Below are 14,341 nucleotides of genomic sequence, written 5' to 3'. Positions count from 1 at the left end.
CGTCTCGGGGCGCATGGTGGCCGCCTGCCGGGCCGAGAACCGCGCGGCCCTCGTCGGCTACCTGCCCGTCGGCTACCCCGACGTGCCCGGGTCGATCGCCGCCATGGTCGCCCTCACCCAGGGCACGGGGGGCGGGGGGGTGGACGCCGTCGAGATCGGCATGCCGTACTCCGACCCGATGATGGACGGTCTGGCGATCCAGCACGCCGACACGAAGGCCATCCAGCGGGGGGTGCGTACGCACGACGTCTTCTCCGCGGTCGAGGCGGTCGCCGTCGCCGGTGCGACGCCGCTCGTGATGATCTACTACAACCTCGTCGAGCACTACGGCGCCAGGGGCCGCCGGAACGATCCCGCCGCCTCCGTGCGCGCCTTCGCCCGCGACCTGGCCAATGCCGGCGGCGCGGGCCTCATCACGCCCGATCTGACGCCCGATGACGCCGAGTTCTGGACCGCCTCCTCCGACGAGTTCGGCCTCGACCGCGTCTACCTCGTCGCACCCTCGTCCACGGACGAGCGCGTCGCCCGGACGACGGCGGCATGCCGGGGCTGGGTCTACTCGACCTCCGTGATGGGCGTCACCGGTGCCCGCGCGCAGACCTCCGACGCCGCCCCCCGGCTCGTCGAGCGGGTCCGCGCCATCGCCCCCGATCTTCCGGTGGGGGTCGGGCTGGGCATCTCGAACGGGGCCCAGGCCGGCGAGATCGGCGCCTTCGCCGACCTCGCCATCGTCGGCTCTGCCCTCGTGAAGCAGCTCATCGCGGCCGAGGACGCGGGCACCGCCTCGCTCGACGGGCTGCGCGCCCTCGTCGACGACCTCGCCTCGGGGGTGAGGGCCTCCCGGTGACCGCCCTGTTCCTGCCCAGTCCTCCGGTCAGCTCCTTCGGGATCGGACCGGTCACGATCCACTACTACGCGCTGTGCATCCTGGCGGGCATCTTCCTGGCGTGGTGGCTGGGGCAGCGCCGGCTGCGGGCCCGCGGCGCCGAGCCCGGAGAATTCGACTCGATGATGGGCTGGGCGGTTGCGGCCGGTATCGTCGGCGCCCGTGCCTACCATGTCGTCACCGATCACCAGCTCTATTTCGGGCCTGGCCGCCATCCGGCCGACGTGCTGCGGATCTGGAACGGCGGCCTGGGCATCTGGGGTGCCGTCATCGCCGGCGGGCTGGCCGTCTGGGTGTGGTGCCGGGCCCATCGGGTGCGCTTCGGCGCGGTGGCCGACGCCGTCGCTCCCGCCCTGCTCCTGGCCCAGGGCGTAGGACGGCTCGGCAACTGGTTCAACCAGGAGCTCTTCGGCCGGCCGAGCACCCTGCCGTGGGCCCTCGAGATCGACCCGGCGCACCGGCCGAGCGGCTACGGGCAGTACGCGACCTTCCATCCGACCTTCGCCTACGAGCTGATCTGGGACATCGGCGGCGCACTCCTCCTGCTGTGGGCCTCGGGAAGATTCCGTCTGGGGCGGGGCAAGACCTTCACCGCCTACGTCGCCTACTACTGCCTGGGCCGCTTCTTCATCGAGGCGCTGCGCATCGACCCGGTCAACCGGATCGGCGGCATGCGATTCAACAACTGGACGAGCGCCCTCGGCTTCGTCCTCGCCGTCGGGCTGCTCTGCTGGCAGCTGAAGCGCCGTCCGGGCTGCGGCCCCCGACTCGACGAAGCCCGGGACGGCGGTGGGCGCACGGGCTCCTGCCCGGGGGGCAGTGCCGTCGAGACGACCGGTGCGCAGGTTCGTGGCCGGGGGCCCGGCGGCGCTGCCGCCGCCAAGGGCCCGGGGTCGAGCGCCGCCGATGCACGACCGGACCCGGACGAGGGGACGACGAGTCGTTCGTGACGTCTCGCGGTCAGGCCCCGGGGCTGCGGCGAGCGGACCGGAAGGCCGTGCGGGGATGGGCTCTCCGGGCTGCGGAGTGGGCCCGTACGCGACGGCCGTACCGGTCGGGTGAGTCGAGCGTTGCTGGACCGTTGTCGTATCGGCGACCGCTCATCGTTTCATCGTTGCCGATGTGGGCGCCTCGTCGGCGCTGGCGGGCGAGAACGACCGGGCCCTGCGACTCCGGGACGTCTCGGCCGCGTCCGTCGTTGCAGGGGCTCATCGTGATGCGGCTGGTGGTCGGCTCCGGGAACCGACTCCTCACCGGACGGGCATTCCCTCACCGATCCCGGAGATCCCGGAAGACGCTCCACGGACTGATCGCGGACCGCAGCCGCCCCATGTGCCCGGAGATCTCCCCGAGGCGGGGAAGGCACCCGGGCGGAGACCTCCGGTCGGGTGCCTTCTGCAGGCCTGACAAGGGTTGACACACGGCCTTCCGAGAAGAACGATGGTTCCGTCCCCACGACGTCATGGGAACAGATTCCGAGGGGGAGACGTGCGAGCTGTGCGAGGAGGAAACGATGCGAACTCTCAAAGTCTTTTCCGCGGGCCTGGCCGCTCTGGGTGTGTTCATGATCCCAGCGCCTCTTGCCGAAGCAGCCCCCGACCCTGGGGCGCAGCTTCCGACGGATTCCACCACGGCCGCCCCCGAGACACCGGGGGCTACGCCGTCCAAGTGCAGAGGCCCGAACAGGCGATGGTGACGGCGGATCTCTCCGTCTCAACCGATTCTGCTGTCTCCCTCGCCGAGGACGCCGAGGACGGGTCATTGCTCATGACGTCGCCGACGAGTAGCGAACTGGTCCCCGCCGTTCTGGACCTGGGTTCTGGACGACGGGCAGTGGGGACATGGGAGCTGGTCTCATCGACGCACGCGATCTACTCGGCCTCGGTGAGCACGGGAATGGACTCCGGGTCGGTTCGTGTGATGTCGAGTTTCGACTGGGACTGCAGCAACGAGAGAATTCGTGATGGTTTTATCACGGGGACCATTGGTGGATGCATCGCCGGCTCAGCCGGCGGGTGCATGGTCGGTGGTGTCAGCGGTGTCTTCGGCGGTGCCGTGACGGGATTGATCGACTGTTGGTGACGCACCGGGGAGCGGGGGCAAGAGATGGTGAATGCCGACATCGGTGTGGTGTCGGGGCTGATGGCAGTCGCCTTCATCATTCTTCTCAACGTCGGGCCGAGGGAGGGGAACTGGAAACTCTGGGTGCTCCTGCTCGTCCTCCTCGCGGCGCGGGGGCTGTACTGGCTGCTCGCTCGGGGCCGGGAAAGACGACTGCTCGCCGAGGAAGGGAGCGGTGACCCCTCGGTTCGGGGGGACTCTCCTCGACCCGTGGAATGAGCAACGACCAGGTTGAGGACCGTCGCAGGGGCGCGGTCCCCGGACCGGCATGTCCTTGCCGAACCTCTGCCGATGAGCTCCGAGGCTGTTCGCAGAGGCTTGTTCACAGCGTCCGTGGATGGCGTCGTGACATGGATGGGGGCGATGATCGTGATCCGATCCCCATGAACAAGCCGCACAGCATCGATGGACCGAGCCATGACATGGAGCTGTGCCTCCTGCCGAGTCGCCTGTGAACATGTCCCTCTGATGGGAGGATGCGGTGCCCGTCTCCACGGGCACCGCATCCGGTGTCGCGGGAAGGAAACGGGACGCGGTTCGTCCAGGGGCAGTTCGACTGGTTCGTGGAAGATCCCGGATGGCATGCCGGGAAGACGAGAAGCGGTCCGCCCGATGATGATCGATGTCGTCTTGGAGGACTGGACAACGACGGACGCGCGGAGAGGCGCAGCCGTGGCCTGCTCATGGGACCCGACCAGAGGCGCTGCTCCTTTACGGAATCCCCTTGCCAATGCGCTAAACGAGCCGCAGGAGCCTGCCGACAGGGGCGGCTCGGGGCCCTGTGGGTGATCCCCGCCTGCTTCCGGACGCGCCGGGGTCTAAGAAGGGGCAGCAGGAACACAGCGATGGCGAGCGAGTCCCCAGCGAACCACTGATGGTCTGAGCCCGAGTGTCCGTCCGAGGTCATGCGACCTCGACCCCGTTCGACTGTCAACGACAGTCGAAGACCCGATGTCCTCTGGGGCGCAGTGCTCACTGCTCGTGGTGGGCATGCTGTCCGCAGACTTCATGACACGAGTGAATCCCGTCAAGGCCGTGTCAGCAAACTTGATGTTAGCTGTCACCGAGGCCCAAAGACTATGAGGGGGTTAAGAGGTCAGTCGACAACTGTTGACATGGAAGCTGCTGGCTGTTATATTAATAAAAAGAACGTTCATTCTAACTAGTGAGGACAGTAAATGTATCATACGAATAGAAAGGCTGTGACCCCTGAGATCGTCAGGGAGCCGGGTGCGAAGCAAACCACTCATCGAAAGCTGATTGACACCAAGAACGGGGCGGATCGTTTTGTCCTGACCGAATTCGAGATCGAGCCTAGCGGATCGACGCCTCCTCACTACCATGACTGGGAGCATGAAATATATGTCTTGGAGGGTTCGATGACGCTGGTGGCGTCGAACGATGAAACGCCGCTCCACGTCTCCGAAGGGGACGTGGTGTTCATTCCAAGAAATGAGTCCCACGGCTTCGTTACGGCTCCTGATGAGTCGTGCCGGTTCATCGTGGTGGCGCCTGCGGAACGTCCACCGGTGCGGAGTGTCTTCCTCTCCTCAGATCCATACGAATATATCCAGTCCAGTCAATACAGAGAGGCGCTGAACTCTGATCATGACGAGGGATGAGGATAGCAGTGCAGTCCGTGTCCATGGGATGCTGACAGCATATCTCCAGACACAGGTGCTTATCAGTGCGCTTCAGTTCGGTATCTTTGAACAGCTGGAGGGGCGAAGCCTCGACGTCCATGACCTGTCAAGCCGGATAGGCGTCCCAGAACGACCCACGCGTGCACTGCTCATCGCGCTGAGCGGGCTCGGGCTGTTGAGTGAAGATGGGCTGGGATACCGGAACACGCCCGAAGCGTCACGGTATCTTGTCCGGCGGAACCCGGAGTTCATGGGAGATTTTGCCGAGCATCAAAGCGTTCATTTCGCGAACTCCATTGAGCTCCCTGCTGTGATCCGATCGAACAGCTCCATTACGAAGAGGGTCCTCAAGGAGGGTTACAGCGACCAGGGATCGGGTGCCGGAGAAGGGGCCGCCGGTCGAGAACGGCTGATCGGTGCGATGCGGGTCAGCGCGCGTCTTCAGGCTGATCCGCTGGCGAAGCGACTTGATCTACTGAGTGGAAGCACCTTGGTCGATCTCGGGTGTGGTTCGGGCGACTACTCGATCGCCATCGCGCGCCGCCATCCCGAGGTCAGGGTCATCGCCGTCGATTATCCCTCGATCAGTGAAATTGCTTCGAGGAATGTTGCTGTGGCAGGTCTCGAGGACCGTATCGAGTTTCAGCCCGGTGACATTATGAAGGATCTCTTGCCCGAATGCGACGCTGTGCTCCTCTCCCATGTTCTTGACGGGTATGGCAGGGATCGAGTCCGGCATCTCGTGTCCAAGATTTTCGATGAGCTGCGAGGCAATGGTCGGCTTTTCGTCCATTCCCACATGCCCGACGTGTCGAAGGGGCTGTTCCCGAATCTTTTCGGTGTGATCCTTCTGATCAACACAGAAGAAGGTGAGGTCTATGAGGCCGTGGACCTGATGGAAATAATTCGAGGTGCTGGGTTCTCAGATTTGAGGACTCAGCGGGTCTCCTTTCTGTCGGGACTGGTTTCAGCAGTGCGACCCTCCCTTGAGGGGCAGAGCGACCTCTCCTTTTGAGGCGGAGCTCGATGATCGACAATGGTGTCCGTTCGGGGTTACGAGGTTGGCTGGAAGGTTGAGTGGAGTGAATAAGAGTCATTCCATCGAAACTGAGTATAAACTGCTTTCACTCAATTATGGTTACACATTCTCAGCAGTACTCGATGCTGCACTCGAACTGCGGATCTTTGATCAGTTCGGAGACCTTCCCGGCACGGTTGATCGTGTTGCGGGTGCGTCTGGATGGTCCCGAGACGCTGTCCGACGGTTGTTGGACGTCTTGACGTACATGGGTTTGCTGCTCAAGGTGACGGAGTGTGAGTATTGCGTGCCCCACCCCGTCGCTGAGTTGCTCAGCGCTGGTTCCCGGGAATCTATCGCCGCTCATCTTCGAGCAGTTTACGCTGCCCGTCCCCGCTGGGGAGACCACTTGGTTGAGACCGTGTGCACTGGAAATCGGAGGAGTCGGATCAATGACGTAGGGGACCGTCCATCGAACGTGGATTTTTTCGTCCGCGGTGGGTTCGGGGTGCTCGAGGATGCTCGCAAGGTGGCAGCGCTGTCCTCTGATGTGTGTGCGGAGACCGTTGTCGTACTGTATTCAGGTGGCGGTGAGTGGGCACTGGCGCAGGCCGAGAGTGGTTCGGGAAGAACGGTCTACGCCTTGGATACACCTGAATTCATCGATCGAGTTGTCCTTCGTGTCGGTGCGCTGCCGGCCCTCAATCATCTCAGATTCGTACCGTGCGGCGACGGGGTGCAGTCCTGCGATATCGGTGCCCAGTTGGTCCTCGTACCGCCGGTCACTCGTTTCTTCAGCATCGAGATCGTCCGACAGATGCTGTCAGGTGCGATTGCGAGCCTTGCCGGGGACGGCGAACTCCTGCTGGTCGACATCATGGCTGATCTGCAGACCAAGGAGCAGTCGTTGATCTCTGTCTTCGATCTGAGTCTTCTGGTCAACACGTCCGGTGGTGCCATAAGAAGTTCTGGATTCTACGGAAAAATGCTTGAGAGCATGGGGGTAGAGGTGACGAAAGTGGAGGGGATCGGGTTGTTGACGGTGCTAAGGGCCAGACGCGGGAGGTAATTATGACTGGGGTCGTTGTCACGGGTATAGGTGCTGTGAGTCCAGCCGGCGTCGGAATAATTCCGCTGTGGAAAGCGGTTTCCAGTGGACGCTCACTGCTGAAAGGGATGATGGATTCGGCTAACGAGGCCGTACTTGGTGGGTTCGAGTTCGGTTCAGTCGCCATTGGCGAGGTGCCGGATCTCGAGAAGCACCTCGACTCCCTGCCGCGGGAGGTGAGGAGACTCGATCGATTCGTCCAGCTCGCTGTACTGGCCGCCTCGGAGGCAGTGCAGGATTCTGGCTTGGAAAACAAGATGCTCTCTGATGCGAGGGCTGGCATTGCCTTCGCAACCGCGATCTGTGGAACTACAACCTTGGAACGTGAGTTCGTTCGGGTTACGGGCTCAGGCATGAACCCGGTGGATCCGAACGCAGTTTCTCATGACTTGTACTTGGCGGCGATGTCCAACACCCCGGCGATCGTTCTCTCTGCGATGCTCGGTACCCAGGGGCCAGTACTCGCCTTGTCTACCGGCTGCGTCGGTGGGATCGACGCTGTTGGAGCTGCTTGCGCGGCCATCGAGGACGGGGAGGCGGACGTGATGATCGCAGGTGCCTCGGAGGCCCCGATCACTCCGATCACGATTGCCTCTTTCGAAATCATCAACTGTCTCTCCAGGAGGACACAGGGTCCTCCCAGTACTGCATCGCGACCATTTGACGCAGAACGGGACGGTTTTGTTCTGGCCGAGGGCTCTGGATTCTTGGTTCTCGAGAGTGCTGACCATGCACGGGCGCGCGGCGCAAGACCGTACATGAGAATCGGTGGGTTTGCGCTTGCCTCCAATGCGAGACATATGACTGCTCTGGAAGCAGGCGGCAGAGACTTGGCCAGGGCGATGGGATTCGCCGTGGACCGTTCCGGTGTAGACCCACGCGACATCGAACACGTGAGTGCCCATGGGAGCTCGACCATTCAGAACGACAGGTGCGAGACGACTGCCATAAAGAAGACCTTGGGTGACCATGCCTATGAGGTGCCTGTCACCTCTGTCAAGTCGATGATCGGCCACCCGCTCTCAGCGGCATCGACGATCGAGCTGGTCGTCTGCGCGAAATCTTTCCAAGAAGACTTCTTATCGCCAACCGCGAATTATGAGGCCTTCGATCCCGAATGCGACTTAAATTATGTCCCGGGCTCAGGAGTCGAGTGGCTCGGAAGAAGTGTTCTCAAGCAGGCCAGCGGGTTCGGTGGGCTGCATGCTGCCATGACCCTTCATGCAATTGGCTGATCGGAGATGATTCTACATGGCTGATGATGTGGCGATCACGGGGATCGGGTGCGTGACCCCCTATGGACGCGGATATCAACTTTTTTGTGAGGGGGTGGCAACAGGACGCGATGTGATCGGACCCATCTCCCGTTTCGATGCGACGCCCTATCTCTCCAATGCGGCCGGTGAGGTCCCTGGAGGCCTCGTGGAGGAGTTCCTGACTCCCCGGCTTCGGAAGCGCACTGACCGGTTCACTCATCTCGCGCTGCTTGCTGCTCATGACGCGTTGGTGGACGCTGGATTAGAAGTCGACACTAATGTGGATGGGGATCGTGTCGGCCTGTCCATTGGAAATGCTCTCGGTGGTTGGGAGTTCGCCGAACGGGAGCTCCGTGCACTGTGGACTCAGGGGCCACGGGAAGTTAGTCCCTACCAGGCAACGGCTTGGTTCCCGACGGCGGCCCAGGGAAACGTGACCATTCAGAATGCAATCAGAGGGCCGTCGAGGACCTTCACCCTCGACCGCGCGAGCAGTGCGTACGCCCTGATTGATGCGATCCGACTGCTTAGGCACGGACATGCTGATGCGGTGCTTGCGGGGGGCACAGAGGCGCCGATCTCCCCCTATGGGTGGCTCTGCCTGCAGACCAGTGGGCTCGTTGCACGTCGCCCGACTGATTCGGATGACTCCGTCGCGTACCATCCCTATGATCATCGACACAGCGGGTCGGTCTTCGGAGAAGGCGCCGGGTTCCTCGTTCTCGAGCGGGGCGAGTTTGCTCATTCGCGTGGGGCGGTCATACTCGGCTGGCTCTCCGGTTGGGGGCGCTCCACCGATGGCTACATGCCCTACTACACCGTTGAACCCTCAGGAGAGATATACGCAAGAGCCATCGCCGACGCTCTACACCGTGCTGGTGCCGGGATAGATAGCCTCGGTGTTGTGTATTCCCATGGTTCCGGTCTCCCCATTGAGGACGTCACTGAGTTGAGGGCACTGAGCATCGCCTTGGGGAATGGTGCAGAGCAGGTTCCCATCACGGTGCCAAAGCCACTCTTCGGTCATCTTCTGGGTGCCGCCTTCGTCTTGGATGTCATTCTTGCCCTTCAGAGCCTCAGAACACGTTTCGTTCCCCCCGTGGCGCACTTCGAGCAACCAGCGCCCGGCCTTCCTCCAAGTGTGAGCCTGGCTCGTCTGGGATCATCCATGAGAGCTGGCTGCACAGCCGCTCTGGTCACCGCGCGCGGTACCGGGGGAACCAATGCAGCTGTCGTCATCAGTGTCTGAGAACAGGTCGTTACGGCCGATTGAGAGGATAATTGTGAGAGAAGAGAGCCGTGTCAGTAAGGTGTTGTCCACCATGAGCATCCCGACTGCGGGACTGAGTGGTGCGACCCTGTTGCACGATGATCTCGGTATCGACTCGGCAGAGCGTGTCGAACTCATCGTCGGATTGGAGAAGGAGTTTGGACTCAAGTTAGGCCCGGAGGCCGAAGGGATCAAGACGTTTGGTGAGTTGTGCACCTATCTTACTGCTCTTCAGTCAAGGGATGCGGGGGAAGGGCGGGTCAATGCCACGTCTTGAGAACTCTGTCTTCGTTGATGCACCGGTGGGCAGGGTCTTCAGCATCACGAACGACATATCGCGCTGGCCGACATACTTTGATGAGTACAAGCACGCAACTGTACTCAGGATCACCTGCTCGGGGTCATTCACTGAATTGGTTTTCGAACTCAACAATGGCGTGACTACGTGGCGGTCGTGGAGGCTGCTGAACAACAGCTCCCATGTCGTCATTGCAGAACGTCTAGACCCTTTGTTCCCCTTTGTCTTCATGCACCTGCGCTGGAACTACGTCGAGGAGGCCGGTGGGACGCGGATGACCTGGATTCAGGATTTTGAGCTTGACAAGGCCTTCGGCATGCCTCTGGAGAAGGTGTTGGAGAACATGCAGAACCATACTCGACGGAACCAGATTAATATCAAAAAATTCATCGAGCAGCTTCCCGGTTAGATGAAGCTTATTCACGGCTCGGCAGAAAGAAGATCCGACAAGGGGAAACGTTCCTGTTGACGACTTCTGTGAATAAGCCCCGATGTATGGTTTCGTTTCCTCGTTGTGATGACAGCGACTCGGTCCGGACCCGGCTCGTGGAGGACTTTGCGGCGCACATGTTCACGGTGGGCCTGCCCGGGAGGGTTGTCCGTCATGTTCGCAGGAAGCTGAGGAGGATGCTGCGAAAGAGGGTGGATGATAGCGATGGGATTGAGTGATGTTGGTTGATTTGAGTCTCCCCGTTGGGCCTGGCACTGCTGGGGTGTCATACCGTCGATGGACGCATGAACGTGGACACAGGATTATTTCACGCCGTGCTAGGAGACTCCCGGGCGATGGTTTTTTCAAAATTCTTCGCAACTATGTCCTGTGGTTGGGCGGGATGCGGGTCGTCAGGCCGGAGGATCTTCCGGACCGTTGTTTTCTGTCGAATGAGTTCTTCTCGTTGTCTGTGCACACTGGGACGCACATCGACGCCCCGTTCCATTATGGTCCGATGAGTGAAGGCACGAAGGCGAAGAAAGTTCTCGAAGTGCCGCTTGAACTGCTTCATGCCCCGGGGGTCATCATCGACGGGACCCGGGCCGGAAGGATCGTTACGCGTGGATACGTCAGAAAACGCCTCGATGAGTTGCGCATCGATTCGCTTGAGGGAGTCATACCCCTGCTCCGAACAGATCTTGATCTGGTAGCCGGGACCTCCTCTTACCATCTGGATTCGGTGGCTCTTGCGCCATCGGCGATAGATGAACTCCTCGATAGGGGAGCGAAAGTCGTTGGAACAGATTCATGGAGCCTGGATGCGCCTGCCAGAGACATGCTCGAGCGATACTTCAAGACCGGTGACGGCAGTTGTCTTTGGCCGACGCACATGCATGGCAGACAACGCGAGTTCATCGCGATCGAGTGTCTCGCGAATCTTCGTTCCCTGCCTTCCTCCGGGTTCGTTTTCTCTGCCTTCCCGGTCGCGCTGCGCGAGGCAGGAGGGTCGTGGACCCGGGCGGTCGCCGAACTTCCCGACCAGTAGGAACGACAGCGCTCGACTGCTCATCCGGTCTCTGTCCTCGAAGCTCTGTTCCTGCAGTCCCGACTTTTCCGGAGAAGCGGGTCGACAGGGCTGGTGAGGAAGGGCGCGATCCGGTCTCAGGACCGTCTTGGGTACGTCTCGCGACTCAGGGAGGAGCGCTGGGCATGTTGGCGTTATTCTGCATAATCTATGCGGAATTTCATCTCTGTGGCTCCTGGCCATGTTCTCCAGCCAGTGTCATCTGGGCTTGCTCAAGCATCTTTTTCTTCACTGGGTGCAGACTCAGACCGAGAGTGTCGTGATCCCTCGGGCTGGCAGACTACGGCCTTGGTGACTAGGGGAACGAGGCTCGATGTGAAGACCTCACAGGTGCACTCTGCGCAGCAGCCATCGAGCCACGGGACATGGAAGAGGTTCAACCGAAGACTGCTCGGGTCCTTCGCAGGGACTCCTGGCGATTCGCGCTGAACGACCTGAAGGTTCCGCTGCTGCGTGCTGATCATCGGGAGCATGGCTGTCATGAAACGAATTCGTTTTCGGTTTCGCGGGGTGGGAGGTGGTCGAGGGCACGGCCGGTGGCGTGGGAGGCGAACGCGCCGAAGGTTTCTTCGGGGATCTCGCGCTGAATGTTCGCGATGTTGTTCTTGGCCGCGTTCCAGACGTGCTCGACTGGGTTTTGGTCGGGCGCGTACGACGGCAGGAAAACAGGGGTGATGCGCTCTAGCAGTTGACCCGGCTCGTAGAGGGTGGTCAACTCTTTCGCGTGGTGGAAGCGGGTGTTGTCCAAGACGACCGCTATCTTCTCTGCCTCGGTTTCTCGTTGGAGTCGTTCCAGCGCGAGGATCGTCTGCTCGGTGTTCTGGTTCACCTCGATCGGGTACAATTTGACTTTTTTGCTGGTCGGCGAGAGGGCGCCGAAGAAGGACTGGGACGTCTTCTGCCGGTCCACGGACAGTTTGGTGCGTTGTCCTTTCGGGGGCTGCATGCGGCGGGTCTCGGCCTCGTGCTCCAAGCGGACCTCGTCTGCCGTGTAGACCTCCCAGCCTTGGTCCAACAAGCTTTTGACTTGGGTCTTCACCTCGATCATGCGTCTGGTGATGGCTTTCTCGTTGCGGTGCTCGTCGAACGGGTCGGGCAGTTTGAAGCTCAGCCCGCAGAAGCGCAGGAGCAGCTGGTACGAAGAATCCGCCTGGTATTCCACGTCGAACATGATCTTCACGACCTCACGCATCGCCGGGACGTCCCAGAACTCGGCGCGAACACCGGACCGGGAGGGCGGCTGGGCCAGGATGGCCTTGAGTTCTTCCTTCTGGGTGCGGGTGAGTTTCGCCGCGTTCTGGTTCCCCGCATGGCCGGTCAGGACCGAGCACATCCTGGTGGCCCGCCACTCGGCCAGCCATTCCTGCACGGTCCTCTCCGTCCGCTCGACCATTTCAGCGATGATGCCCACGTCGACGCCACGGGAGGCGTACAGAATCGCTTCTGCCTTCATCCGCACCAGCACATGATTGTCGGAACGCTTCTTCCACCTGATCAGGACGGCGGTTTCTTCCAAGGTGACCTCAACCTGCATGTCCCAATCATATCCGAAACAGCACAGGAAATCCACGAAAAATACGGTTTCGTTTCATGTCAGCCATAGTGTGTTTCTTGACAGTCGTAATGTCATGGGGACGGCGCTATGAGCCGGGCTGGCGACGCATGAATTCTTCCAGCGCCTGATGTTCAAGTCAGATGCGTTGTACGGTCAACGACATCTGGATCAAAACTCTCTGGGACATGCCTCGGCTCCTCCATGACCTCGAACTGAACCTGTGACAATCCGAACGAGGGCAGTAGTTGCAATCAGTGCCCTGACCATGCGATCTGGTTCAAATCTTGACGGCATCTTCGTCGGGTCCTCGGAGCCCCGGTTCTCGCGCTACCTGCCGACAGGTGCTGTCCATGGACACCGCTCAGTCTGACTTGTTGGCGAGCAGTCAGGGTTTGAGGGTCGAGGCGATGTGACACTGCTCCTGGCGGACGACAGTATCAGTTGTGTTCCTGGTGACTGGTTGCCAGGATAGGGTTCGAGGAGTATGATGAATGATCATTCATTCAAGGAGGAGAGATGACTGATCACACGATGGCTGGTCAAGAACGGACGGCAGCGCATGTCGTGAGTAGCTGGGGAAGGGTGACATGGGTCGTGGTGCTCGTGTCGGTCGCACTGTCCCTGCTGATCCTCACCTTCGCGTGGCCGAGTTCACGGGCCGAGATGTCGGGCCAGACGATAGCGGTGACCGGGGACGGCGACCTGGTCGACCAGTTCATGTCCGGTGCCGGTGGGAACCTGGGCGGGGTCGCCGACCTGGAGAGGGTCGATGACCGCGACGCTGCCGTCAGAGGCGTGCGGGAGCGTAACTTCATCGGAGCCGTGGTGCTCGTCAACGGGGCGCCCGAGGTGCTGACGGCCTCGGCCAATGGTCAGGTGCCTGCCGCCGTCATGACCGAGGTGGCCTCGCGGGTGCAGACCATGCTCGACACGCAGATCTACGCGGGGATCCGCGACGGGATCGGTTCTGCCGCCGGTCACGGAGTCGATCCGGCGGTTGTGGCGGGACAGCTGCCAGAGGCGCTTCCTCAGGTGACGGTGACCGATCTGGTGCCCTACTCCGAGGATGATGCGAGCGGGGCCGGCGCCACCGCTGCCGGTATTCCGCTCACTGTCGGCGCTCTGCTCGCCGGACTCACGATCGCTTATCTGGTCAAGGGCGTGTGGCGCAAGGCCGCCGCAGTGCTCGGGCTCGGGGTCGGCGGGGGTCTGCTGCTCACCCTGATCCTGGACACCTGGCTCACGGTGTACCCGGGATCGTTCGGCATCCTCTGGCTGGCCCTGGGCCTGTCCCTTATGGCGACGAGTGGTCTGTTCGCTGGCCTGCACTCCGCCTTCGGAGGAGTGGGCATAGGAATCGCGGCCGGGATCACATTGTTCGCCGCGATGCCCTGGGCCGCGTTCGCCATCCCTTACAAGTTCCTGCCCGCAGGTCTGGGATACATCGGACAGTGCCTCATCCCCGGCTCGACGACGACATTGGTCCGCGTCCTCAGCTACTTCCCCGATGCCAGCACGGCGGGCCAGTGGTGCGTGCTGTGCGCATGGGTCCTCGTGGACGCCACGCTGCTGATCTTCGGGCGCCGCTCAAGCGTGCGGGCGCGCGAGGACGTCTGAGTCCGAAGGCGGGGCCGACGGTTCGGCCGGGTCGGGGCGAGCGGTGCTCCTC

At 61.6% G+C, this 14,341-nt stretch carries 14 protein-coding genes; 13 read left to right on the top strand and 1 reads right to left on the bottom strand.

Going from position 1 to position 14,341, the window contains the following annotated elements; all coding sequences use genetic code 11:
* The first annotated feature begins 13 nt into the window (after positions 1-13).
* From trpA to K336_RS17385, 12 genes are all read left to right on the top strand, one after another.
* Positions 14-847, top strand: a complete 834-nt coding sequence (trpA, locus tag K336_RS0101485; RefSeq protein WP_043150017.1) for a tryptophan synthase subunit alpha — start codon at positions 14-16, stop codon at positions 845-847.
* Positions 844-1,836: a prolipoprotein diacylglyceryl transferase gene (gene lgt, locus K336_RS13595; RefSeq protein WP_081660477.1), complete on the top strand. Its 993-nt coding sequence runs from the start codon at positions 844-846 to the stop codon at positions 1,834-1,836. Before trpA ends, lgt begins: the two co-directional genes overlap by 4 nt.
* A gap of 718 nt (positions 1,837-2,554) precedes the next feature.
* Positions 2,555-2,968, top strand: coding sequence for a hypothetical protein (locus tag K336_RS0101475; protein WP_155944943.1), 414 nt, complete (start codon positions 2,555-2,557; stop codon positions 2,966-2,968).
* A 24-nt stretch (positions 2,969-2,992) separates the two neighbouring features.
* Positions 2,993-3,226, top strand: a complete 234-nt coding sequence (locus tag K336_RS0101470; RefSeq protein ID WP_028706097.1) for a hypothetical protein — start codon at positions 2,993-2,995, stop codon at positions 3,224-3,226.
* A gap of 959 nt (positions 3,227-4,185) precedes the next feature.
* Entirely contained in the window at positions 4,186-4,629 is a 444-nt protein-coding gene (locus tag K336_RS17405) for a cupin domain-containing protein (protein WP_081660476.1), read from the top strand.
* Entirely contained in the window at positions 4,616-5,665 is a 1,050-nt protein-coding gene (locus K336_RS13590) for a methyltransferase (protein ID WP_051245293.1), read from the top strand. Before K336_RS17405 ends, K336_RS13590 begins: the two co-directional genes overlap by 14 nt.
* Positions 5,666-5,732: 67 nt before the next feature.
* Complete coding sequence (locus K336_RS17400) at positions 5,733-6,737, top strand: methyltransferase family protein (RefSeq protein ID WP_021796856.1); 1,005 nt, start codon at positions 5,733-5,735, stop codon at positions 6,735-6,737.
* 2 nt (positions 6,738-6,739) lie between these two features.
* Positions 6,740-8,011, top strand: a complete 1,272-nt coding sequence (locus K336_RS17395) for a beta-ketoacyl-[acyl-carrier-protein] synthase family protein (RefSeq protein WP_021796846.1) — start codon at positions 6,740-6,742, stop codon at positions 8,009-8,011.
* Positions 8,012-8,027: 16 nt separating this feature from the next.
* Complete coding sequence (locus K336_RS17390) at positions 8,028-9,281, top strand: beta-ketoacyl-[acyl-carrier-protein] synthase family protein (protein WP_081660474.1); 1,254 nt, start codon at positions 8,028-8,030, stop codon at positions 9,279-9,281.
* Between the two features lie 73 nt (positions 9,282-9,354).
* A complete protein-coding gene (locus tag K336_RS13585; protein WP_162142544.1) occupies positions 9,355-9,579 on the top strand; it encodes a phosphopantetheine-binding protein in 225 nt (74 codons plus the stop codon).
* Positions 9,566-10,009, top strand: coding sequence for an SRPBCC family protein (locus tag K336_RS0101450; RefSeq protein ID WP_021796837.1), 444 nt, complete (start codon positions 9,566-9,568; stop codon positions 10,007-10,009). Before K336_RS13585 ends, K336_RS0101450 begins: the two co-directional genes overlap by 14 nt.
* Positions 10,010-10,268: 259 nt before the next feature.
* Positions 10,269-11,078 carry a cyclase family protein gene (locus K336_RS17385; protein WP_081660472.1) on the top strand — a complete coding sequence of 270 codons (810 nt, stop codon included), beginning with the start codon at positions 10,269-10,271 and terminating at the stop codon, positions 11,076-11,078.
* Between the two features lie 517 nt (positions 11,079-11,595).
* Here the strand turns inward: K336_RS17385 and K336_RS17380 are convergent.
* Entirely contained in the window at positions 11,596-12,651 is a 1,056-nt protein-coding gene (locus tag K336_RS17380) for an IS630 family transposase (RefSeq protein ID WP_081660471.1), read from the bottom strand.
* A 615-nt stretch (positions 12,652-13,266) separates the two neighbouring features.
* On the opposite strand from K336_RS17380, the gene K336_RS13575 reads away from it, so the two are divergent.
* Positions 13,267-14,289 carry a hypothetical protein gene (locus tag K336_RS13575; RefSeq protein ID WP_155944942.1) on the top strand — a complete coding sequence of 341 codons (1,023 nt, stop codon included), beginning with the start codon at positions 13,267-13,269 and terminating at the stop codon, positions 14,287-14,289.
* The last annotated feature ends 52 nt before the right edge of the window (positions 14,290-14,341 follow it).

Source organism: Propionibacterium acidifaciens DSM 21887 (genome assembly GCF_000426605.1).
Taxonomy (GTDB): Bacteria; Actinomycetota; Actinomycetes; order Propionibacteriales; family Propionibacteriaceae; genus Propionibacterium; species Propionibacterium acidifaciens.
This window is presented reverse-complemented; position numbering and strand designations above follow the sequence as displayed.